21 protein-coding genes are annotated in these 20,430 nt (G+C 65.8%); 16 read left to right on the top strand and 5 right to left on the bottom strand.

Features of this window, described 5'->3' with window-relative positions:
* Window positions 1-206: 206 nt before the first annotated feature.
* The 8 genes from F9929_RS11865 (at window position 207) to F9929_RS11830 (ending at window position 8,896) form a co-directional block, all read left to right on the top strand.
* Window positions 207-1,394, top strand: a complete 1,188-nt coding sequence (locus F9929_RS11865) for a sialidase family protein (RefSeq protein WP_152046776.1) — start codon at window positions 207-209, stop codon at window positions 1,392-1,394.
* A 79-nt stretch (window positions 1,395-1,473) separates the two neighbouring features.
* On the top strand, window positions 1,474-2,214 hold the full coding sequence (locus F9929_RS11860; RefSeq protein ID WP_152046775.1) for a FadR/GntR family transcriptional regulator: 741 nt from the start codon (window positions 1,474-1,476) through the stop codon (window positions 2,212-2,214).
* 241 nt (window positions 2,215-2,455) lie between these two features.
* Window positions 2,456-3,577, top strand: coding sequence for a four-carbon acid sugar kinase family protein (locus tag F9929_RS11855; protein WP_152046774.1), 1,122 nt, complete (start codon window positions 2,456-2,458; stop codon window positions 3,575-3,577).
* Window positions 3,574-4,599 carry a 4-hydroxythreonine-4-phosphate dehydrogenase PdxA gene (gene pdxA, locus F9929_RS11850; protein ID WP_152046773.1) on the top strand — a complete coding sequence of 342 codons (1,026 nt, stop codon included), beginning with the start codon at window positions 3,574-3,576 and terminating at the stop codon, window positions 4,597-4,599. The genes F9929_RS11855 and pdxA overlap by 4 nt, the downstream gene beginning before the upstream one ends.
* A gap of 17 nt (window positions 4,600-4,616) precedes the next feature.
* Complete coding sequence (locus F9929_RS11845; protein ID WP_152046772.1) at window positions 4,617-5,756, top strand: iron-containing alcohol dehydrogenase; 1,140 nt, start codon at window positions 4,617-4,619, stop codon at window positions 5,754-5,756.
* Window positions 5,757-5,770: 14 nt separating this feature from the next.
* Window positions 5,771-6,655 (top strand): dihydrodipicolinate synthase family protein, encoded by an 885-nt coding sequence (locus tag F9929_RS11840; RefSeq protein WP_152046771.1) that lies wholly within the window; start codon window positions 5,771-5,773, stop codon window positions 6,653-6,655.
* A 182-nt stretch (window positions 6,656-6,837) separates the two neighbouring features.
* Entirely contained in the window at window positions 6,838-8,442 is a 1,605-nt protein-coding gene (locus tag F9929_RS11835; RefSeq protein WP_152046770.1) for a putative bifunctional diguanylate cyclase/phosphodiesterase, read from the top strand.
* 10 nt (window positions 8,443-8,452) lie between these two features.
* The gene (locus F9929_RS11830) at window positions 8,453-8,896 is read left to right on the top strand and encodes a BLUF domain-containing protein (protein ID WP_152046769.1); all 444 of its coding nucleotides are present in this window, start codon (window positions 8,453-8,455) and stop codon (window positions 8,894-8,896) included.
* A gap of 19 nt (window positions 8,897-8,915) precedes the next feature.
* Here F9929_RS11830 and F9929_RS11825 read toward each other — a convergent pair whose 3' ends face one another.
* Together F9929_RS11825 and trhA are read right to left on the bottom strand one after the other, a co-directional pair.
* Window positions 8,916-9,581 (bottom strand): HAD family hydrolase, encoded by a 666-nt coding sequence (locus F9929_RS11825; protein WP_152046768.1) that lies wholly within the window; start codon window positions 9,579-9,581, stop codon window positions 8,916-8,918.
* Between the two features lie 107 nt (window positions 9,582-9,688).
* Window positions 9,689-10,336 carry a PAQR family membrane homeostasis protein TrhA gene (gene trhA / locus F9929_RS11820; RefSeq protein WP_152046869.1) on the bottom strand — a complete coding sequence of 216 codons (648 nt, stop codon included), beginning with the start codon at window positions 10,334-10,336 and terminating at the stop codon, window positions 9,689-9,691.
* A gap of 138 nt (window positions 10,337-10,474) precedes the next feature.
* On the opposite strand from trhA, the gene F9929_RS11815 reads away from it, so the two are divergent.
* The 6 genes from F9929_RS11815 (at window position 10,475) to F9929_RS11790 (ending at window position 14,834) form a co-directional block, all read left to right on the top strand.
* The gene (locus tag F9929_RS11815; protein WP_152046767.1) at window positions 10,475-11,071 is read left to right on the top strand and encodes a hypothetical protein; all 597 of its coding nucleotides are present in this window, start codon (window positions 10,475-10,477) and stop codon (window positions 11,069-11,071) included.
* Window positions 11,072-11,204: 133 nt separating this feature from the next.
* Window positions 11,205-11,495 carry a putative quinol monooxygenase gene (locus tag F9929_RS11810; RefSeq protein ID WP_152046766.1) on the top strand — a complete coding sequence of 97 codons (291 nt, stop codon included), beginning with the start codon at window positions 11,205-11,207 and terminating at the stop codon, window positions 11,493-11,495.
* Between the two features lie 33 nt (window positions 11,496-11,528).
* On the top strand, window positions 11,529-12,221 hold the full coding sequence (locus F9929_RS11805) for an MBL fold metallo-hydrolase (protein ID WP_152046765.1): 693 nt from the start codon (window positions 11,529-11,531) through the stop codon (window positions 12,219-12,221).
* Window positions 12,222-12,292: 71 nt separating this feature from the next.
* Window positions 12,293-12,679: a tautomerase family protein gene (locus F9929_RS11800; protein WP_152046764.1), complete on the top strand. Its 387-nt coding sequence runs from the start codon at window positions 12,293-12,295 to the stop codon at window positions 12,677-12,679.
* A gap of 264 nt (window positions 12,680-12,943) precedes the next feature.
* Window positions 12,944-13,654 (top strand): SDR family NAD(P)-dependent oxidoreductase, encoded by a 711-nt coding sequence (locus F9929_RS11795; RefSeq protein WP_152046763.1) that lies wholly within the window; start codon window positions 12,944-12,946, stop codon window positions 13,652-13,654.
* A 118-nt stretch (window positions 13,655-13,772) separates the two neighbouring features.
* Window positions 13,773-14,834: an SDR family oxidoreductase gene (locus F9929_RS11790; RefSeq protein WP_152046762.1), complete on the top strand. Its 1,062-nt coding sequence runs from the start codon at window positions 13,773-13,775 to the stop codon at window positions 14,832-14,834.
* Between the two features lie 58 nt (window positions 14,835-14,892).
* Here the strand turns inward: F9929_RS11790 and F9929_RS11785 are convergent, their stop codons facing one another.
* Genes F9929_RS11785 through F9929_RS11775 form a run of 3 tightly spaced genes read right to left on the bottom strand, consistent with a single transcriptional unit; the run spans window position 14,893 to window position 18,302 of the window.
* A complete protein-coding gene (locus F9929_RS11785; RefSeq protein WP_152046761.1) occupies window positions 14,893-16,110 on the bottom strand; it encodes an adenylate/guanylate cyclase domain-containing protein in 1,218 nt (405 codons plus the stop codon).
* 47 nt (window positions 16,111-16,157) lie between these two features.
* Entirely contained in the window at window positions 16,158-16,742 is a 585-nt protein-coding gene (locus tag F9929_RS11780) for a tyrosine phosphatase family protein (RefSeq protein ID WP_152046760.1), read from the bottom strand.
* A gap of 33 nt (window positions 16,743-16,775) precedes the next feature.
* The gene (locus tag F9929_RS11775) at window positions 16,776-18,302 is read right to left on the bottom strand and encodes an MDR family MFS transporter (RefSeq protein ID WP_152046759.1); all 1,527 of its coding nucleotides are present in this window, start codon (window positions 18,300-18,302) and stop codon (window positions 16,776-16,778) included.
* A 262-nt stretch (window positions 18,303-18,564) separates the two neighbouring features.
* On the opposite strand from F9929_RS11775, the gene F9929_RS11770 reads away from it, so the two are divergent.
* Both F9929_RS11770 and F9929_RS11765 read left to right on the top strand, forming a co-directional pair.
* Window positions 18,565-19,266, top strand: coding sequence for a FadR/GntR family transcriptional regulator (locus F9929_RS11770; protein ID WP_152046758.1), 702 nt, complete (start codon window positions 18,565-18,567; stop codon window positions 19,264-19,266).
* On the top strand, window positions 19,263-20,420 hold the full coding sequence (locus F9929_RS11765; protein ID WP_152046757.1) for a PLP-dependent transferase: 1,158 nt from the start codon (window positions 19,263-19,265) through the stop codon (window positions 20,418-20,420). The genes F9929_RS11770 and F9929_RS11765 overlap by 4 nt, the downstream gene beginning before the upstream one ends.
* The last annotated feature ends 10 nt before the right edge of the window (window positions 20,421-20,430 follow it).

Raw genomic sequence — 20,430 nt, 5'->3', positions numbered from 1 at the left:
CGGACCATGCGACGGTCTCAGCAAGTTGTCAACATGACATTTCGGTTGTTTTCGATGGCGAAACAGCAAATCTGAGCAAATAAACGCCATTACAAGGTGAAATCGGCGTCCTCCCTTGACGCAACGCTCCGGCATGGTCCTATACAACTTTACATCATCGGCGTCGATCGACGCTCGAAGGCATAAAACCGGCGGGAGAATGCAGGATGGCTGTCGAGGAGATCGCGCGGCAGATGACGGGGCGTCTCACCCCCAACGGCGAAGATCGGCAGGATGCTCTCCTGCCTTCCCCGATGGTGCAGAACCACGCCGCCTTTCTCCATCTTCTTCCCGATGGAGGCCTGCTTTGCGCCTGGTTCGGAGGGACGCTGGAAGGCAAGTCCGACATCTCGATCCATGTGTCCCGCCTCGCGCCCGGCGCTGACGGCTGGAGCGAGCCTGCGCAGGTGAGCGACGACCCGGCGCGTTCGGAGCAGAACCCCGTTCTGTTCCGCTCAGCAGACGGCGGGCTGCATCTCGTCCACACCGCGCAGGTATCCGGCAACCAGGAAAGCTGTCTCTTGCGCTGGCGGGGGCTCGGGGTTTCGGGCGACGGGATCAGCAGCGGCAATCCGCGCGAACTAGACCTCCCGCGCGGCACCTTCGTGCGTGCGCCGATCGTGCTTCGCGACGATGGGGCGTGGATGTTGCCGGTGTTCCGCTGCATCGCGCCGGAAGGGCAGCGCTGGACGGGCAGCCACGACACCGCCGCCCTCGCCGTCAGCGAAGATGCCGGCGCGACATGGCGCCTGACGGAAGTGCCGGACTCGATCGGCTGCGTCCACATGAGCGTGGTTCCGCTCGGATCGGGGCGGCTGGCGGCGTTCTTCCGACGTCGGCAGGCGGATTTCGTTTATCGTTCCGAAAGCCGCGACGGCGGACGCACATGGGACGCGCCGGACGCCACCGACGTTCCGAACAACAACTCCTCCATCGGCGCGATCGCCCTTCGCGACGGGCGGATCGCGCTTCTTTGCAACCCGTCCTCCGCCGCGACCTCGCTCGACCGCCGCCAGTCGCTTTACGACGAACTCGGCGAGGACGATGCCCGCGAGGATGCCAAGGGCGGCTGTTCGCCCGTCTGGGGCGTGCCGCGCGCACCCCTGGCTCTCTGCATCTCCGACGATGGCGGCCGCACTTTCCCCGTTCGCCACATGATCGAGGATTCGTCCGGCACCTGCCTTTCCAACAATTCCGAGGACGGGCGGAACCAGGAACTGTCCTATCCCGTGCTTCTCGAAACACCGGACGGCACGCTTCATCTCGCCTTCACCTTCAAGCGGCGGGCGATCAAGCATGTGCGCCTCGCACCCGGCTGGCTGGAAGCGCGGCAGACCGGCGGCACGGCGCGATGAACGGGCGACGCCTGCCGCTTCTCGCGCGCCGCATTTCCTGTCATCTTGACCCTATGATTTCAGGCAAGGACCGCGCCCGATGAAGCCGAATGCCGTGGAGGTCGCGCCGCGCCCTCAGGCGGGCCCCTTGTCGGACCGCATCTACGAAACGCTGAAGGAACGGATCGCGACGGGCGTCTACGGCGCCGACGAACGCCTGCCCGGCGAATACGATCTGGCCGCGAGTTTCGACGTGTCGCGGCCCATCGTGCGCGAAGCGCTGGAACGGCTTCGCAGCGACGGCCTCATCTATTCGCGGCGCGGGGCCGGCTCCTTCGCGCGGCCCAGACGCCCGCCCGCGCCGGTGCAGAATCTCGGCTTCGCGCCGGTGGAAACCATCGCCGACATCCAGCGCTGCTACGAATTCCGCCTTACCATCGAGCCGGAAGCCGCCGCCTATGCCGCGCGGCGGCGCAACGACGAGGCGCTCGCCCGCATCGAGGCGGCGCTCGCCATGCTGGACGACGCGACGCGCCAGCAGCGCCACCGCGAGGACGCCGATTTCGCCTTCCACATCGCCGTGGCGAAGGCGTCGAACAACCATTACCACCTGTCGGCGCTGCAGGCCCTGAAGGAGCATATCGCCGTCGGCATGAAGCTGCACGGGCTGACTCTGATCGGCCCGACGCCGGGGCTCCAGCGCGTTTTTGCCGAGCATACCGGGATCTTCGAGGCGATCCGCGCCGGCGACGCGGAAAGCGCGGCTTCGCGCATGCGGGCCCATCTGCGCGGCTCGTTGGAGCGCTTGTTCGAAGGGCGACTCCTGGATCTGGCGCTCTAGGAACCGCCCGCGAACACCGACATTCGGCCGAGATCGCGCACCGCCTTCCGAGACCCTATTCCGACCTGCGGCACAAGATGCGCAAGGTCGCGCGCTTGCGCGTCCTGACTGCGTGTTCGGAGCGAGCAGATACCAAAAACACCCACCGGCTCGATGGACGGCGTTCTTTACACGTTGACAGGTTTTGCTCAAGCTGTTTAGGGTCGTTTTACACCGGGATCATCCGAAACGCTGTTGTTCCATGCCCCGCACGCTCCGGCTCCTTGCTGACGATCTGACAGGTGCTCTCGACAGCGCCGCCGCTTTCGGCACGCTCGACTCGCCGGTTCCGGTCACTTGGAAGATGGGAAACACGCTGCCGCACGGCCCGCTCGCTTTCGATACAGGCACGCGCGAGGCCGATCCGCGAAGGGCGGCCGAAACGGTGAAGCGCGTTGCGTCCCCGCTCTTCGCCCTGCCCGACGCTCTCGCCTACAAGAAGGTCGACAGCCTCCTGCGCGGTTCGGAAGCCGAGGAGATCGCTGCTGTCCTTGAACATAACCTGTTCTCGCGCTGCGTGATCGCGCCCGCCTTTCCGGCGCAGGGGCGAGTTTCGCGCGGCGGCCGCCAGGGAATGGCGATGCCGGACGGGCGATGGGAAGCGCTTCGCACCGATCTCGCCGCCCGGCTGGAAGAGGCCGGCCACGCCGTGGCGCGCTGCGATCCAGGCGATCCGATGCCGCTTGGCGTCAGTTTCTGGAACAGCGAAAGCGATGCCGATCTCGACATGGTCGCGGCTGCCGCCTCGCACGGAGAGGGCATTCTCTTCGTCGGCAGCGGGGGCCTCGCGGCCGCGCTGGCCCGGCGCTTCGTTCGGCCGCACGAAGCCGCCGCCCCGCCCCGCCGAGGGCCGCTGCTCGGGCTTTTCGGCACCGACCATCCGGTGATGCTGGCGCAGCTCGAAGCCGTCACCGGCCATCGGCTCGTGATCGAAACGGCAGACCACGCGGATGCCGTGCAGCACCTTCTGCAAACCACGGGCACCGCCTTCGTGACGGTCGCTCTGCCGGACGAGACGCCCCGCGCGACGGCCGCGATCCGCATCGGGCAGGTGCTGGGTGAGTTGGCGACCCGCCTCGCGCCCCCTGGAACGCTGATGGTCGCGGGCGGCGAAACGCTGCGCGGGCTTTGCGAAGCGCTCGGCACGCAACGGCTGGATGTCGTCGGCGAGATCATGCCCGGCATTCCGCGCTCGCGTCTCGTCGGCGGGCGCTGGGACGGCACCGACGTTATCTCGAAATCCGGCGCTTTCGGCGCGCCAAGCCTTCTTGCCACCCTTCTTGCGGCCGACACGCCGCCCCTTTCCGGAGCCACCCTGCCATGAAGCCCCATCTCGCCATCACCATGGGCGATCCGGCCGGCATCGGCCCGGAAATCATCGTGCGCGCTTGCCACCACCTGAAGGACCGGCTGGCGAAGGGCGACCTGCGGCTTCTGGTGATCGGGTCCAATCCGTCGCTCTTCCAGGCGCGCGAAACGCTCGGGATCGACATCGACATTCCCGAAGTTTCCGAGGACGACGAGAACTGGCCGGCCCTCGCCTGCCTTCAGGCCGGGCCGGAAGGCGAGCCGATCCGCCCGGGCGTCCTGTCCGCCGATGCGGGGCGCTTCGCGTATCTGGCGGTGGAGCGGGGCGTGCGCCTGGCGCAAGCCGGCCGCGTCCAGGGCATCGTCACTGCGCCGCTGAACAAGGAAGCGCTGAACAAGGCTGGTTATCACTATGCCGGCCACACCGAGATGCTGGCCGAACTCACCGGCTCCAAGGGCTCGGTGATGATGCTGGCGCACGAGAACATGCGCGTCAGCCACCTCACCACCCATGTCGCGCTGAAGGACGTGCCGGCCCGCCTCACCCCCCAACGCCTGCGCTTCGTGATCGACAGGACCGAGGAAGCCCTGACCGCGCTCGGGCTGGGCCGCAAGCGCATCGCGGTGGCCGCGCTCAACCCTCACGCCGGCGAGGGCGGGCTGTTCGGGCACGAGGACGACGACGTTTCCGTGCCGACCATTGCGACCGCCGTCGCCGACGGGCTCGACGTCGTCGGCCCGGTGCCGGGCGACACGGTCTTCGTGAAGCTGCGCGCCGGCCAGTACGACGCGGTGATCGCCATGTATCACGACCAGGGCCACGTGCCGGTGAAACTTCTCGGCTTCAACGTCAATCCTGAGACCGGCAAGTGGGAAGCGCTGTCGGGCGTCAACATCACGCTCGGCCTGCCCATCGTGCGCACCTCCGTCGATCACGGCACGGCCTTCGACATCGCCGGCAAGAACATCGCCAACGAACTCAGCCTGGTCGAGGCCATCGATTATGCCGAACGGCTGGCCAGCGCCCGCACGGCCTGACAAGGAAGGATCTCGCCATGACCATCCATCTTGCCGCCGCGAGCCTCAGCGCGCCGATCGAGATCCAGCGCCCCGCCGTCATCCGCTTCGGCGCGGGCACGGCGGGAACCGCCGGCGAATGGGCGCGCGCCAAGGGCTTTTCGCGCATCCTCGTGGTCGCGGACGCCTTCAACGCCGCCCGCGTCGAGGTGCTTGGGTTTTCCGGTGAAGTCGCGGTCTTCGGCGAGGTGCGCCCCGAGCCGGACGTGCCCAATCTCGAAGCCGCGCTCCGCCTTGCCGAAGAGGTGAAGCCCGATCTGGTGGTCGGCTTCGGGGGCGGCTCGGCCATGGATCTCGCCAAGCTCGTGGCGGTTCTGCCGGGCAGCGGCCAGACGATCCGCGACGTCGTCGGCGCGGAAAAGGTCCGGGCCAAGCGCGCCGCGCTCTGCCAGATCCCGACAACGGCGGGCACCGGCAGCGAAGCGGGAACACGGGCGCTGGTGACCGATCCCGAAACGCAGAACAAGCTTGCCGTCCAGAGCCTCCACTGTCAGGCCGACATCGCCATCATCGACCCGGCCCTGACCCTGACACTGCCGGCTTCCGTGACCGCCGCCAGCGGCGTCGATGCCATGGCCCATTGCGTCGAGGCCTTCACGAGCCTGAAGGCCCATCCGCTGATCGACATGTACGCGCTGGAAGGCATCCGCCTCGTCGGCCGGTTCCTTTCGCGCGCCATCCGCGACGGCTCGGACATGGAAGCGCGGGCGGGGCTCAGCCTCGCCTCGCTCTACGGCGGCTTCTGCCTGGGGCCGGTTAATACCGCTGCCGGCCACGCCGTCGCCTATCCGCTCGGCACGCGCCACCACATCGCCCACGGCGCGGCGAACGCCTTGATCTTCCCGCACACGCTCGCCTTCAACGCGCCGGCGGTCGCGGAAAAGACGGCGGCCATTCTCCAGGCGCTCGGTTTGGAGCCTCAAGCCGACGTGTTCGAGGCGACCTATCGCTATTGCGCTGATCTCGGCTGCGAGATGCGGCTTTCGGCACTCGGCGTTCCTCGTGACGATCTGCCGGCCATGGCGCGCGAAGCGCACGCCATCCGCCGCCTCCTCGACAACAACCCGCGCGACATCGCGGAAGGCCAGATCCAGGCGATCTACGAAGCAGCCTATTGAGCGGAGTTCCCCCTATGACCGGCCAAGCCTTCGTCGCCCTCGTCACCTGCTTTCGCGACGACGAGATGATCGATCTCGAAGCCACGCGCCGGCAGGTACGCCGGCAAGTGGAAAGCGGCAACAACATCATGTGCGCCGGCACCAACGGCGACTTCTCGGCTCTCACCTTCGAGGAGAAGGTGCAGTTGACAGAAGCGGTCGTCGACGAGGTCGGCGGCGCGGCGAAGGTCATCGTCAATGCCGGCATGCCCGCGACCTTCGAAACGCTCAAACTCGCCCGCGAATTCGACCGGATCGGCGTCGACGGCATCGCGGTGATCACGCCCTTCTTCATCCAGGCGACGCAGGACGGGCTGATCCGCCATTTCTCCACCGTCGCCGACGGGGTGAAGACGCCGGTCTATCTCTACGACATTCCGGCCCGCACGCAGAACCATATCGAGCCCGAAACCGCGGCCAAGCTCGCGAGCCACGGCAACATCGCCGGCATCAAGGATTCGGGCGGCGCGCAGGAAACGCTGGAAGCCTATCTCGGCGTCGGCCGCGAGGTTCCGGGTTTTGCCGTTTATTCCGGCCCCGACCATCTCGTGCACTGGGCGCTCCGGAACGGCGCGGCCGGCTGCATCTCGGGCCTCGGCAACGTCATGCCGAAGGTCCTGGCGGCGATCATCAGAGCCTTCAACGACGGAGACGAGGCCGAAGCCGCCCGCCAGCAGGAGATCTTCGGCAATTTCCGCAAGGACCTTTACGGGCTCGGCTATCCTCCGGCATTGGTGAAGCGCGCGCTTTTCCTGATGGACCCGAGCGTCGGCGCCAGCCGCCAGCCCGCGCTCCTGCCCGATCCCGCGCAGGACGAGAAGATCCGCTCGATCCTGGAAGCGTACAGCCTTTCCGCTTGAAAGGTTCGGCATCGTTGTCAGGACGCTCACTCGTGTGTCGGATATCCGGCCACGAAGGCCGACCGGATCTCTTTGCCGTGCAATGATTTAGTTCTGTATTGCTCGGCGAGCGATGCTCGTCGTTCACGGCTTTCTAGGTCTGCACGGCCATCCTGCTCTGCATCGAATCAGCAGAGCATCAGATGTCATCTCTGAACCGCCCAGCGTCGGACGGCGTTTCGCCGCCGCTCGACACCGTTCTCAACGGCTTGGCGCATCCCGTCGTCGCCTTCGATCACGATGGGGAAGTGACATACGCCAATTCGAGCGCGCAGGTCCGGCTTGGCGGCTGGATCGTCGGCTTGAGCTTCGCGGACGTGTTTCCCGGCCATGAGATGGCCTTCGATCGAGCCGCCTCGGCTGGCGAGGTCACCCTGACATCGCGCGCGCATGTCCAATATCGGGGGCTGTTCGGGGCGCCGAGCGCAACCGGGGTGGCGTTGAGCCTTCTTCCGGAAGAAGCGGCGGATGCCTCCACCGCTCTCGCCGAGGCGGACGAATTGACCGGGCTCGTCAAACGCAACGGCCTCAACGCGCGCCTCGAAGCGGCGCTCGCCTTCCCGGCGGGCGACGGCAAGTGGGTGACTGTGCATTGCATCGACCTCGATCGTTTCAAAGTCATCAACGACACGCTTGGCCATGGGGTCGGCGATCTTCTTCTCAAGAAGGTGGCCGACCGGATGCGATCCGCCTGCCGCAAGGACGACTGCATCGCCCGGGTCGGCGGCGACGAGTTCGTGATCGTGCAGAACGGCGTGGTGGACCGGAGCGATGCCGAGCGGCTGGCGGCGCGCCTCGTGGACCTGATCGGGCGGACCTATGTCCTCAACGGTCACACGGTGAATATCGGCGCCAGCGTCGGCGTCGCGATGATCGAACGCGGCAACAGCGCCCGCGACCTCCTGCGAAACGGCGATCTGGCCTTGTACGAGGCCAAGCGGGCCGGGCGCGGCCGTTTCCGCATGTTCGAAACGGGCATGGATGCGGCGCTGCGCGACCGGCGGGAACTGGAGATCGATTTGCGCCGGGCGCTGGCGCTGAAGCAGTTCGAACTCTACTATCAGCCCTTCGTGGACCTCAGCACCGATACGGTCATGGGCTTCGAGGCCCTGATTCGCTGGAACCACCCCGTTCGCGGACGCATATCGCCCGCCGATTTCATTCCGCTGGCGGAGGAAACGGGCCTGATCGCCAAGATCGGCGAATGGGTGCTTCGCTCCGCCTGCATGACCGCCGCCACCTGGCCGGATGAGATGACGGTCGCCGTGAACATCTCGCCAGTCCAGTTCAAATCCGACAACCTCGTGGCGACGGTGGTGTCATCGCTCGCTCATTCGGGACTGTCCGCGCAGAGGTTGGAAGTCGAGATCACCGAAGGCGTTCTCATCGAGAACACCGATCACGTTCTGAAAACGCTTCACGCCCTGCGCGATCTCGGCATCAAGATTTCGATGGATGATTTCGGCACCGGATATTCGTCCCTCAGCTACCTTCAGAAGTTCCCGTTCAACAAACTGAAGATCGACCGCTCCTTCGTACAGGGAGCCGAGGCCGGTGGTGACAACGAGGCGATCCTCAAGGCCATCGCGGGTCTCGGGGTCAGCCTCGGCATGGCCATCACAGCCGAGGGCGTCGAGACGTCGGAACAACTGGACCGCATCCGCGACGAGCAATGCACCCACGTGCAGGGCTACTTCACCGGCCGCCCGATGCCGGCGGACGGCATCGCCGCCTTTCTTTCACGCTGAGGCCTTCGATATGTCCAACACGCTCTACCAACTCGTTTATTACAGCCGCAACGAGGTTTCCGGAAACGAGGCGAGCTTCGAAGCAGAGGTTTCCGCGATTCTCGAAGCCAGCCGGCGCAACAACGATCCCGCCGGCATCACCGGTGCGCTTTTGTTCAATGGCGGCGTCTTCGCGCAGGTCCTGGAAGGCCCGCTGGAAGCCGTGGAAGCCACGTTCGAGCGCATCCAGCAGGACGAGCGTCACGGCGATGTTTCGCTTCTGGCGCTGGAGCCGATCGCCCATCGGTCCTTCCCCAACTGGGCGATGGGCTTCGTCGGCCGCTCAGCCGAAAATGCCGAACGCTTTTCGCAGATCGGCATCGCCAGCGGCTTCGATCCCGCTTCGCTCGGCAGCCACAAGGTCCATGCGATCCTGAAGGAGCTGACGATGGACGAGGAACGCGCCGCCGCTTGAGCGACGCGTTTCGAAAGTCTTACCGGCCGAGCGGCGAGTTGTCGTAGTCGGCCAGGAGCGCGGCGACATCGGCGTAGATCGCGACTGCGCCCGCGTCTCGCAGCACCGCCTCGCTGAACTTGCCGGACAGGAGGCCGATCGTGCGAAGGCCGCATTTCTCCGCGGCCTCGATATCGTAGGGCGTGTCGCCGATCACGATGACCTCGTCTGGCGACGGCGAGCCGAGCTTCTTCAGCGCCGTTCCGAAAATGTCGGGCGCAGGCTTCGAGGTTTCGACGTCGTCGGCGCTCGTGGTCGCCGCGACAAGCGCGCGGACATCGAGAAGGTCCAGATAGTGGTCGAGTTCGGCCTCGGATGCCGAGGACGCGAGCACGACTTTCTGTCCGCCTTCATGCGCCCGCTCCAGAAGGTCGCGCGCATTCGGAAACGGCTGGATCTTCTCCAGGAACTTCGTCTTGAACGCCTTTCCGTGGGCTTCGCCGATCGCCTCCTGCGCGTCCTCGCCGAGATCCGGCAGGAGGGTGGGAAGAAGCATGTCGCTGCCCTTGCCGATCTGGTCGTGGATCACCTGCCGGTCGAAGCTGTAGCCCGCGCCGCGAAACGCTTCGTCCCAGGCCTCCACATGCTGGTCGTTGCTGTCGACGAGTGTGCCGTCGATATCGAAGAGAATGGCCTTGGGCCTCATGGGAATGTCCTGGGAAGGCAGGTGAAAGCGAGCTGACTCCTTCAATCCGGCGGCAGCCCGGTGAGTTGCACCGGCGCGGCGCCTTCCCGTTGTCCGCGACCGGGAATTCAAGCCGCCAGCACCTGCCACACGGCGGCATAGTGGATCGCGGCGGCGGCAAGCACGAAGCCGTGCCAGATCGGGTTCTGGAACCGCAGGCCTTCCCAGACGTGGAACACGACGCCCAGCGAATAAAGCACGCCCCCGGCCACCAAGAGTTCCAGAACCGTGTCGGGCAGTCCGGCGACGAGCCGGGCATATTGGGCGACGCCGCTCCATCCGAGCGCCAAGTAGAGAACGATCGCCAGCCGATCGTATCTGCCCGGTCGGGTGAGCTTCAGGAAGATGCCGAGCGCGGCGATCGCCCACATCGCCAGAAGCACCCCGAATGCGCCGATCTCGACCATGAACGGGGTGTAGGTGCCGACGATCAGAAGGAAGATCGCCGAATGGTCGAGCCGGCGCAGCAGCCATTTGGTGTCCGAGACCGGCCAGACATTGTAGGCGGCGGAAGCCCCGATCGAAAGCGCCAGCGTCGCGAGATAAAGGCTGGCGGCCCAAAGCGCGGGTCCGCTTGCAGAAGTCGAGAAGCGCTCCACCATCATCGCCGTGCCCGCGATCGTCAGGACGACGCCGAGACCGTGGACGATTCCGTCCGCCCAAAGTTCGGCCCTCGAATAGGCCCAACGAAATTTCCCGGAACTCTCGATCCGCATGAAGCTTGTTCCGGCAACGAAGCGCATGTGCCGATCCGGGCCATCGAGCGTTTCGGCTGCCGTTGTTCAGGCAGCCGCATCGTCCGCCCGGACCTCGCACGTTCCATCCAAACTCCTTCGTGCCGCGAAAGGTCCACCATGCGTATTCTTCCCGCCATCATGCTCGCCGTCTTCCTCCCCTCCGCAACGCTCGCGGCCGATGCGCCGACGCGCGTTCGAGGCACCATCCAGGTCCGCTCCGACACGATGCTGACGATCGCGACGCGGGAAGGACCAAGCGTCGAGGTCGCCCTATCGCCGGGCTATGCGATACGCGGCGTCAGCCAAGCCTCCGCGTCCGACATCAAGGTTGGCGACTATGTCGGCGTGGCGTCGGTGCCCAAATCCGCCGGTGGCGACGGTGCGGTCGAAGTCCTGATCTTCCCGGCGTCCATGAAGGGAACGGGCGAAGGAAGCTATCCCTGGGACCTCCAGCCGAACTCCACCATGACGAACGCGACGGTTTCCAACGCGGTGCAGAATGTCGATGGGCAGCGGCTGACGCTTTCCTATCCGCAGGGATCGAAGACCGTGGATCTGTCGCCGAACATTCCCGTCGTCACCTTCACCGAGGCCAGCCAGGAAGATCTCGCAGGCGGGGCGACCGTGTTCGTGCCGGCCACCAAGGGCGCGGACGGCAAGCTGTCGACGAAGTTCGTCGTGGTCGGCAAGAACGGCGTCGTTCCCCCGATGTGAGGAAGACAGGCGCCCATGCCCTCCCCTGCGCGGCACGACGAGGCGAAGCAAATTTCGCTCAGTGACTTGCTGCGCTGGGGCGCGCGCCTAGCCTCTTCCCGGTCATTGCCCCGCAAACAAAGGAGCGTTTCCCATGGCACCCCTCACCATCGTCGCGCGTTTGAAGGCCAAGCCCGGCCACGAGGCCGAACTGGAAAAAGAGCTTCGCGGCCTCGTGGCGCCGACACGGGCGGAGAAGGGCTGCCTGAACTACGACCTCCATCGCTCGCACCAGGACCCCGGCCTTTTCATCTTCCACGAGAACTGGGAAAGCCGCGAGCTTTGGGACGCGCATATGAACTCGCCCCATCTCGCCGCCTTTGCCGAGAAGCAGTCCTCGCTCACCGAAAGCTGGGAACTCTTCGACGGCGAAAAGATCGGCTGACGCCGCCCGATCGGCATCCGAGGAGGACAGGTGATGAAGATCACATTCTACGCCCATGCGAGCTTCCGCCTGGAAGAGGACGGCCTGACGGTCGTCACGGACCCCTACACGCCGGCGCCGGGCAATAGCGGGTTCGACCGGATCGAGGAGCCGGCCGACATCGTCATCATGAGTTCGGCGACGGACGATTTCCATTCCGATCCGAGCCACGTTCTCGGGCATCCGACCGTCGTGAACGCGCTGGAACTGCCGCCCGAGGGCGCGAGCGTCGATGGCCTCGCCATCCGCTCCTTCCCGGCCTACGAAAGCCTGACCTTCGACTACCAGTCGGAGTTCAACCGCGACCCGGACGCCAACGCCCTTTACCTGTTCGAAATCGGCGGCATCCGCGTTCTGCATATGGGCGACATCGGCAATCCGGTCGCGCCGGCGCATCTCGAAAAGCTCGCGGGACAGGTCGATCTTCTTCTGGCCTTGACGGGCGAGCACGCCACCATCGCGCTCGACGATCTCGACCGGGCGATCGACCGCATCCGTCCCGGCGCGATCGTTCCGATGCATTACTACAGCGCCAAAGGCGTTCTCGACATCGAGCCGGTAGATCGCTTTCTGGATCGCTTCCCGGCGGACCGTGTGCGTCGCGTGGGGTCCAGCAGCATGGAACTGACGCGCGACATGCTGAACAGCGACGCGCCGACGATCTTCGTGCTGGAACAGTCCCGATAGACGTCCGGCCGGGCCGCCGCGCACCGTCTGTCTCGGCGGCCCGAAACTCATGACCCAAGGAATCCCGATCGTTGCCCGCAACCCGTATCGACACCCGCCGGGGCTGGATCGCAGATCGCCGGACGCCCCTTCTGGAAGCCGTGCAGCGCGCACTGGTGGCCGGACTTCGTATCCCGCCGGGCGATCGCAGCATCGTTCTCGCCGAGCATGACGCCGACGCCTTCCGCGTGCCGGAGGATTGCGGCGAGGCGTTCATGGTGGTGGAGATCGCCCTGATCAGCGGCCGCTCGCTCGACGCCAAACGGCGTTTATACGGCGCGATGGCGGAGGAAATGGCGCGCTTCGGCGTCGCGGCTTCCGATCTTCGCGTCATCCTTCGGGAGTCACCCGCCGAAAACTGGGGCGTCCGGGGCCAGCCGGCGAGCGAGATCGACCTCGGCTTCGAAGTGAACGTCTAAGAACCGGGGACAGAACTTGGCGGAGGAGGGCTGGCGAGGACTTTTCGTTCCTGGCGAGGCGCCGAGCACAGTCCATGCAGCGCATGGGCGAGCATCGGCAACGGTCCGAAGGACGGGCGAGACAAGCGGCTCGCCCCGCAGGGGGCGGAAAGGACCGTCAGACCGACCCGCTGGGTTCTGTCCCCGGTTCTAAGGCCCGCGCAGGCGCGGTCGGCGGATCGCCTGCCGCCGCGCTTCCTCCCCAAACCCATCGAAAGCATGAAAATGGCCGTGGAACAGAAAGTCGCCGTCGTCACCGGCGCCTCGCAGGGGCTCGGGGCGGGCATCGCCGAAGCCTTCCTGAAAAGGGGCTACAAGGTCGTCGCGACCTCGCGCTCGATCGACACCTCGAACGATCCGAACCGCGTCACCATCCGCGGCGACATCGCCGACCCGGAAACGGGAAAGCGCGTGATCGAGGAAGCCTTGTCGAGGTTCGGACGGGTCGACACGCTCGTCAACAATGCCGGCATCTTCGTCGGCGGGCCGTTCACCTCCTATACGCAGGAACAGTACCGGGCGATCCTCGGCATCAATCTCGACGGTTTCTTCCACGTCACCCAGCACGCCGTCGCCGCGATGGAACGGCAAGGTCACGGGCATATCGTGCAGATGACCACGACGCTCGCCGAGCAGGCGAGCTCGAAGTTTCCGTCCGTTCTGGCCGCGATGACCAAGGGCGGCCTGAACGCGGCCACCCGCAGCCTCGCGATCGAATATGCCGGGCGCGGCATCCGGGTGAACGCGGTGTCGCCAGGCGTCGTCAACACGCCGATGCACGCGCCGGAAACCCATGCCGACCTCGCCAAGACCCATCCCCTGCAACGGATCGGCGAGGTCGAGGACGTGGTTCGGGCCGTGCTTTATCTGGAGGACTCGCCCTTCGTGACGGGCGAGATCCTCCATGTCGACGGCGGATGGAGCGCCGGCTCCTGATGGTTCCCGGCCGCGACCGAGACTGATCCGGCACGATCGGACTGCGACGAAGCGGACATGCCGTCTGGACGTCGCCCCCATGTCTTCCTAGCTCGCGGGAAGATCGAAAGGACAAATCATGACAAAATCGGCATTGGTGGTGGGCGCCAGCGGCATCGTCGGAAGCGCGATCGCCGAGCTTCTTATCGAGAACGGCTGGTCGGTCCATGGCCTCGCCCGACGCCCCGTGGAGCAGAAGGACGTCATCCCCGTCGCGGCGGATCTTCAGGATGCGGCGGCAACGGCGGCTGCGCTGAAGGATCTGAAGCCCGACGCGGTCTTCATCACGACCTGGGCACGCCAGGACACGGAAGTGGAGAACATCCGGGTCAATTCCGCGATGGTCCGCAACCTCCTCGATGGGCTGAAACCTTCCGGCTCGGTGCGTCATGTCGCGCTCGTCACTGGCCTCAAGCACTATCTCGGCCCCTTCGAGGCCTACGGGAAAGGCACCCTGCCCCAAACCCCGTTCCGCGAATCCCAAGGCCGGCTGGACATCGCCAATTTCTACTATGCGCAGGAGGACGAGGTCTTCGCGGCGGCCAAGCGCGACGGTTTCGCTTGGAGCGTCCACCGCCCCCATACGGTGATCGGCAAGGCGGTCGGCAACGCCATGAACATGGGCACGACGCTCGCCGTCTACGCCACGCTTTGCCGCGAAACCGGGCGGCCTTTCCGGTTTCCGGGCTCGGCCGCGCAGTGGAACGGCCTCACCGACATGACGGATGCGCGCCAGCTCGCCCGGCAGCTTCTTTGGGCCGCGACGACACCGGCTGCCGCCAAAGAGGACTTCAACATCGTCAACGGCGACGTGTTTCGCTGGAACTGGATGTGGGCGCGGATCGCCGAATGGTTCGGTCTCCAGCCTGCCTCCTTCGAGGGCGAGGGCCTGCCGCTGGAAGAGCAGATGACGGACGACGCGCCGCTTTGGCGGCAGATCGCCGAGCGCGAGGGCCTTCCCGAGCCGGACCTGTCGCGTCTCGCCTCGCCCTGGCACACCGATGCCGATCTCGGCCGGCCGATCGAGGTCGTCACCGACATGAGCAAGAGCCGCCGGCTCGGCTTCACCGCCTATCAGGCGACCGACGAGGCCTTCTTCGACCTGTTCGAGCGCCTGCGCGCCGATCGCCTGATCCCGTAAGAAGCCGGACCTCGTCGGATTGCGATCGATCTTCCCGAACCCGCGAAGTCCGGGAGGATCAGGAAACGGCCAGCCCCGGATCGAGCGTGAAGAGTTCCTGCGCGCGCCCGACGCCGCGCAACGCGAAGCGGCCGACCGACACGAGCTTGTTTCTTTCCTCGGGCGCCAGCGCGTCGCGGAACTCGGCGGAAGCGACGGTCAGTCGGTCCACCGAACGGCACATCGCGCCGATCCGCGAGACCTCGTTGACGCAAGGGCCGACCACGGTGAAATCCAGCCGGTCGTCGGAGCCGATATTGCCGTAGAAGACCTCCCCGAGATGGAAGCCGATATAGATGGAGGTCACCGGCCGCCCTTCCGCTTTTCGGCGGGCGTCGATTTCGGCGGTGCGGCGGCGCAGGTCCGCTTCCGCCCTCAAGGCCGCGCTCGTCGCCTCGGCCTGGTCGTCGAAGTTGAAGATCGCGAGGATGCCATCGCCGATCAGCTTGAGAACGTTGCCGCCCGCCCCATGCACCGCTTCGATCGCGGCGCCCGAATAATCGTTGAGAAGCGGGATGATCTCTGCCGGGTCCGCCGTGTCGGTGATGGTGGTGAAGGAGTGAAGGTCGGAAAACCAGAGAACGGTGCGGATGCGCTCGGCGACGCCGCGCGCGATGCGCCCCTTCAGAACGCGCTCGCGCGCGTCGCGGCCGAGATAGACTTCCACCAGCGTCGATGCGATCCGGGCCAGCGACGCGCATTTGATCGCGACGCAAAGCTTAGGGACCAGCGCGCGCAGAACCGCGAGATCGTCGTCCGAGAACCCTTGCGCCTCCCGCGACAGCATATAGCCCATGATGCCGTCGAGATCGCCGATGACGCCAGCCTCTCCGAAAGGCTGCATGAAGCCGAGGAAGTCGGTGCAGCCGTCCGCGACGAGATTCTGCATCTCGAGATAATCGGCTGCTTCGCCGGCATGGAAGCGGCGGCGCAGTTCCGTCTCGCCCGTCTCGTAGAGGCGGAAGAAGACGCTGGTTCGCCAGCGCTCGAGAGCTTCGCCGACATCGGTGCGCCCGTAGGTTCCCTCGCTTGATTCCTCCACGCCGTCGTTCCGCCACCGGAAGACCCGGCCTTCGTGAACGGGATGGAGGGTATCCACGAGAAAAAGGACGCGCCAGAGCGGGAGGCCGCGCCCTGCGGCCGCCTCGCAAAACGCTTGAAGAAGCGCCAGTTCATCGTCGCCGGCCAGGGACCGCGCGGTGATCAGGGCGTCGATCTCTTCGACGATCGGGGACATGGGCCGCCTTTCGCTGCGAATGAAGGCTTCGTCCACCGGAGCCCGGTTCAGGCCGGCAACGCCATCTCGACTTCGCGGCCGCGCCCGAGATCGCGCATCCATTCGGCATATTCGGGCTTGTGGTTCAATTGATGGCCGTAATGGCGGCGCAGCGCCTCCACCAGCTTGCCGCCGCGCCCGAGCTTCTCGTCGGCAAAGCCGATCATCACAGAGTTCGGCCAAGCTTTGCTGCGGATGTGGCGCAGGCGCTCGAAGAGTTCGTCCTCGCCGGCGTCGGGATCGCCCTGCGCCATCAGAGTCACCATGGCGGCGGTGGAGCGCGAGACGCCCATGTGGCAATGCACGAGAAGATGCCCCGCCGTGCCTTCCACCGCGCCTTTGTCCAGCATTTCGCCGAATCCGAGAATGGCCGTCACATGCTCTTTCGCTGGCATGATCTGGCGCGGCAGCGGGTCGATGATGTCGTGGAAGCGCAGGGTGGTGCGCAGGTGCTTCGAATAGGCCTCGAAATGATGGATGTCGGGATGACCGGGATCGATGATCGACAGGACATGCGTCACCCCCGCCGCGCTGTGGACGGGCAGTTCCTCGATGCCGCAAATGGTGCGCGACGAGATCGCTAGGGTCTTCATGCAAATCCTCCCGGCTGTCGAATGGCCGACTGCTTACGCTTCCCGCGCCGGGGCGACAATGTCCATGCCCTCGCGCGTTTCGCCTTTCCCCTCGCTTGGGGCCGAGGCCTGCCCGTGGCGGATCGCGGGAACGAAGACCGCGAGCAAAAGGGTCAGGACCGCGATGCCGAAGATCGCCCAGAAGGTAACGTGGAGCGACGAGCCGAGGGCGTCGCGGGTCGCCTGATCGACGGCGAAGCCTTCGGCCCGGTCGAGAAGATGCCGGACGCGGTCGAGATCGATCGGCGTTCCGCCGTCAGCGGCGCGCAGAAGGTTGAAGTTGACCACGGCCCCCAGCGCCGCCGCGCCGAGCGTGCTGCCGAGATTGCGGGCGAAGATGTTCGATGCGGTCGCCGCGCCGCGTTCGCGCCATTCCACCGCGCTTTGCACGATCATCAGGGCGCTCACCGACAGAAAGCCCATGCCGAGCCCCATTACCACCGAGCCGAGCGCGGCGATGGCTGGCGACATGCCGGGACGGAGGAGAAGGAACGGCACAGCGCCGAACGGCAGGAGCGCCGCGCCGAAAAGCAGCGTCCGGCGCAGCCCGAAGCGCGGAAAAACGCGCGCCGCGATTGTCGCGCCGATCGGCCAGCCGAGCACCATCACCGTCAGGGTGAAGCCGGCAATGAGGGCCGACTGGCCGAGGACGCCCTGGACATACATCGGCAGGAAGGTGGTGAGGCCGATCACCGACATGCCGCTGAAGAGCGTCGCGGCATTGACCGCCGCGATGGAAGGCTTCGACCAAAGGCCGAAATCCAGCATCGGGTCCTTCGCGCGCCGTTCCTGGAAGACGAAGGCGCCCGCGCATGCGAGAAATGCGGCTGCGGCGGCAAGGGCCGGCATCACCCCCCCAGTAGTTCCCGTTTCCGTCAGGGCTGTCATCAGCGCGGCGATGGCGAGCGTGAAGAGGATCGCACCGCCATAATCGACGCTGCGCTCTGCCGGCGCGATGGTCTCGCGCAGGAAGAGCTGGAAGCCCACGATCGCCAGGATGCCGATGGGCACGTTGATCCAGAACACCCAGGCCCAATCGAGGTGCTGCACGATGAGGCCGCCCGCGAACGGGCCGACCACCGAGGAGATGCCCCAGACGCTGGCCAGATACCCTTGGATCTTGCCGCGCTCTTCCAGCGAATAAAGGTCGCCGACGACCGTCATGCCCACCGGCTGGATCGCGCCCGCGCCGATGCCCTGGAGAAGCCGGAAGACGATCAGCGAGGGCATCGACCACGCGAAGCCGCACAGAACCGACGCGATCACGAAGATGGCGCAGCCGAAGATCAGCACCGGCTTCCGCCCGTAGAGGTCGGCCAGCTTGCCGAACACCACCGTCAGGGCGGTCTGGGCCAGAAGGAAGGACGAGAAGACCCAGGCGTAGAGATGCAGGTCGCCGAGCTGGCCCGCGATCTGCGGCATGGCGGTGGACACGATGGTGGCCTCGATGGCGATCATCGCCATGGACGCCATGACGGTGCCGAGAACGAGGGGACGTCGGACCTTGGATGTGTCGAGCATCGCGGCGGGCTAGGCCTCCCGGCCAAGGATGGCAAGCGGGCAATCGCTAGCCGATTGGGTGAAGCCGCTCTCCCTCGTCCAGTTCATCGCCTGCTGCCGGGAAAGCCGAACCCGGTGCAACAAGCGGAAACGGAGGGTTTTTGCCGTGGCAGCATACTCCCGAAGACAGTGACGATCCGCCGCTGCCAGCCGTCGTTCGGTATGGACAAGCACATCTCGATATGTAGGATGTCAGACCAATTGTCGGACACGGAAGAACCGATTGGACGGTCTCGCCCCTCTCCCCGCAAGTGATCGCCTGCGCGAAACGCTGACGGCTCTCGGCCTCTATGTGGAGAAGTCCGGCCTGAAGGCAGGCGACCGCTTTCCGGCCGAGCGCGAGATGATGGACGCCTTGAAGGTCGGGCGGTCCACCATCCGCGAGGCGATCCGCCAGATGCAGGCGCTCGGCATTCTGGAAACGCGAAAAGGCAGCGGCTCGTATCTGCGCCGGGCGATCTCGGGCTCCAGCATCCACATGCCGCTCACGATCGAAGCGGCAACCTTACGCGACGGCCTCCTCCAGACGCTGGACGTGCGGCGCGGGCTGGAAGTCGAGGCTTCGGCTCTGGCAGCGTTGCGCGCCAACCCCGCCGATATCGGGCGCATGGAGGAAACCTTGATCGAGATGGAGCGCGTCCATCTCGAAAAAGGCACGGCGGGCCGCGAGGACCTCGCCTTCCACCTGTCGATCTACGCGGCGACCGGCAACCCGCTTTTCGGCCAGCTTCTCGAACAGATGCGCGAGGCTTTCGAGCGCTTCTTCGCAAAGCCCTTCGACCGCCCAGACTTCGCCCGCCGCTCCTTCCCCTTCCACCGCGAACTCTTCGACGCGATCGCGGCGGGCCATGCGGAGCGGGCGCGGGAAAAGACCCTCGCCATCCTCGCCATCGTCGAGGAAGACATCAAGGAAATGTCGCAATGACGGATATGGAGGGCGCCGATCTCTTCCGACTGATCGCCGCCCATGACGGGGCCCACGCCTTCGATGCCGTGGTGCCGCCGATCGCGCAGACCTCGCTCTTCACCTTTTCCTCCTTCGCGGAGATGGAGGAAACCTATCTCGGCCAACGCACGCGGCCGGTTTATTCGCGCGGCCTCAACCCGACCGTCCGATTGTTCGAGGAAAAGCTCGCCGCGCTGGAAGGCGCGGAGGACGCAATGGGATTCGCCTCCGGCATGGCGGCGATCTCATCGGCCGTTCTGGCCTTCGCTTCGCCCGGCGACAGGATCGTCGCGGTGCGCCACGTTTATCCCGACGCCTATCGCCTGTTCGAGATCCTTTTGAAGCGGATGCGCATCGACGTGACCTATGTGGACGGGCGCGACGAGGAGGCGGTGGCCAAAGCCCTGCCCGGCGCGAAGCTCTTCTACATGGAAAGCCCGACGAGTTGGGTGATGGAAGCCCACGATGTCGGCGCGTTGGCGGCACTCGCCAAACGCCACGGCGTTCTGACGATGATCGATAATTCCTGGGCGACGCCCGTTTTCCAGCGCCCGATCTCGCTCGGGGTCGATCTCGTGATCCATTCGGCTTCGAAATATCTCGGCGGCCATTCGGATGTGGTGGCGGGCGTCGTCGCGGGCTCGAAGGCGCTGATCCGCGAAATCCGTGCTGAGACCTATCCCTATCTCGGGGGCAAGATGTCGCCCTTCGACGCCTGGCTGCTGATCCGGGGCCTTCGCACCCTGCCGATTCGCATGAAGGCGCACGAGGCGGACGCGCTTGCAATCGCGCGCTGGATCGGCGAGCGTCCCGAGGTCGCTTCCGTCCAGCATCCGGGCCTCGGAAACGGTCTGCCGCCGGGACTGTCGGGAACGTCGGGCCTCTTCTCCTTCACGTTCCACGACGAGATCGACGTGCCGCGCTTCGTGGACGCCTTGAAGCTCTTCAAGCTCGGCGTTTCCTGGGGCGGGCACGAAAGCCTTTGCGTGCCGGGACAGGTCGTTCTTTCGCAGAACCAGGGGCCGAATTCCGGCCATGCCTTCGGCATCTCCGCGAAATCGGTGCGCCTTCATGTCGGTCTCGAAGGCGCGGCCAATCTGATCGCCGATCTCGATGCGGCGCTCGCCGCCTGAACCACCAACC

The sequence above is a fragment of the Aureimonas psammosilenae genome (genome assembly GCF_009176975.1).
Lineage (GTDB): Bacteria > Pseudomonadota > Alphaproteobacteria > Rhizobiales > Rhizobiaceae > Plantimonas > Plantimonas psammosilenae.
This window is presented reverse-complemented; position numbering and strand designations above follow the sequence as displayed.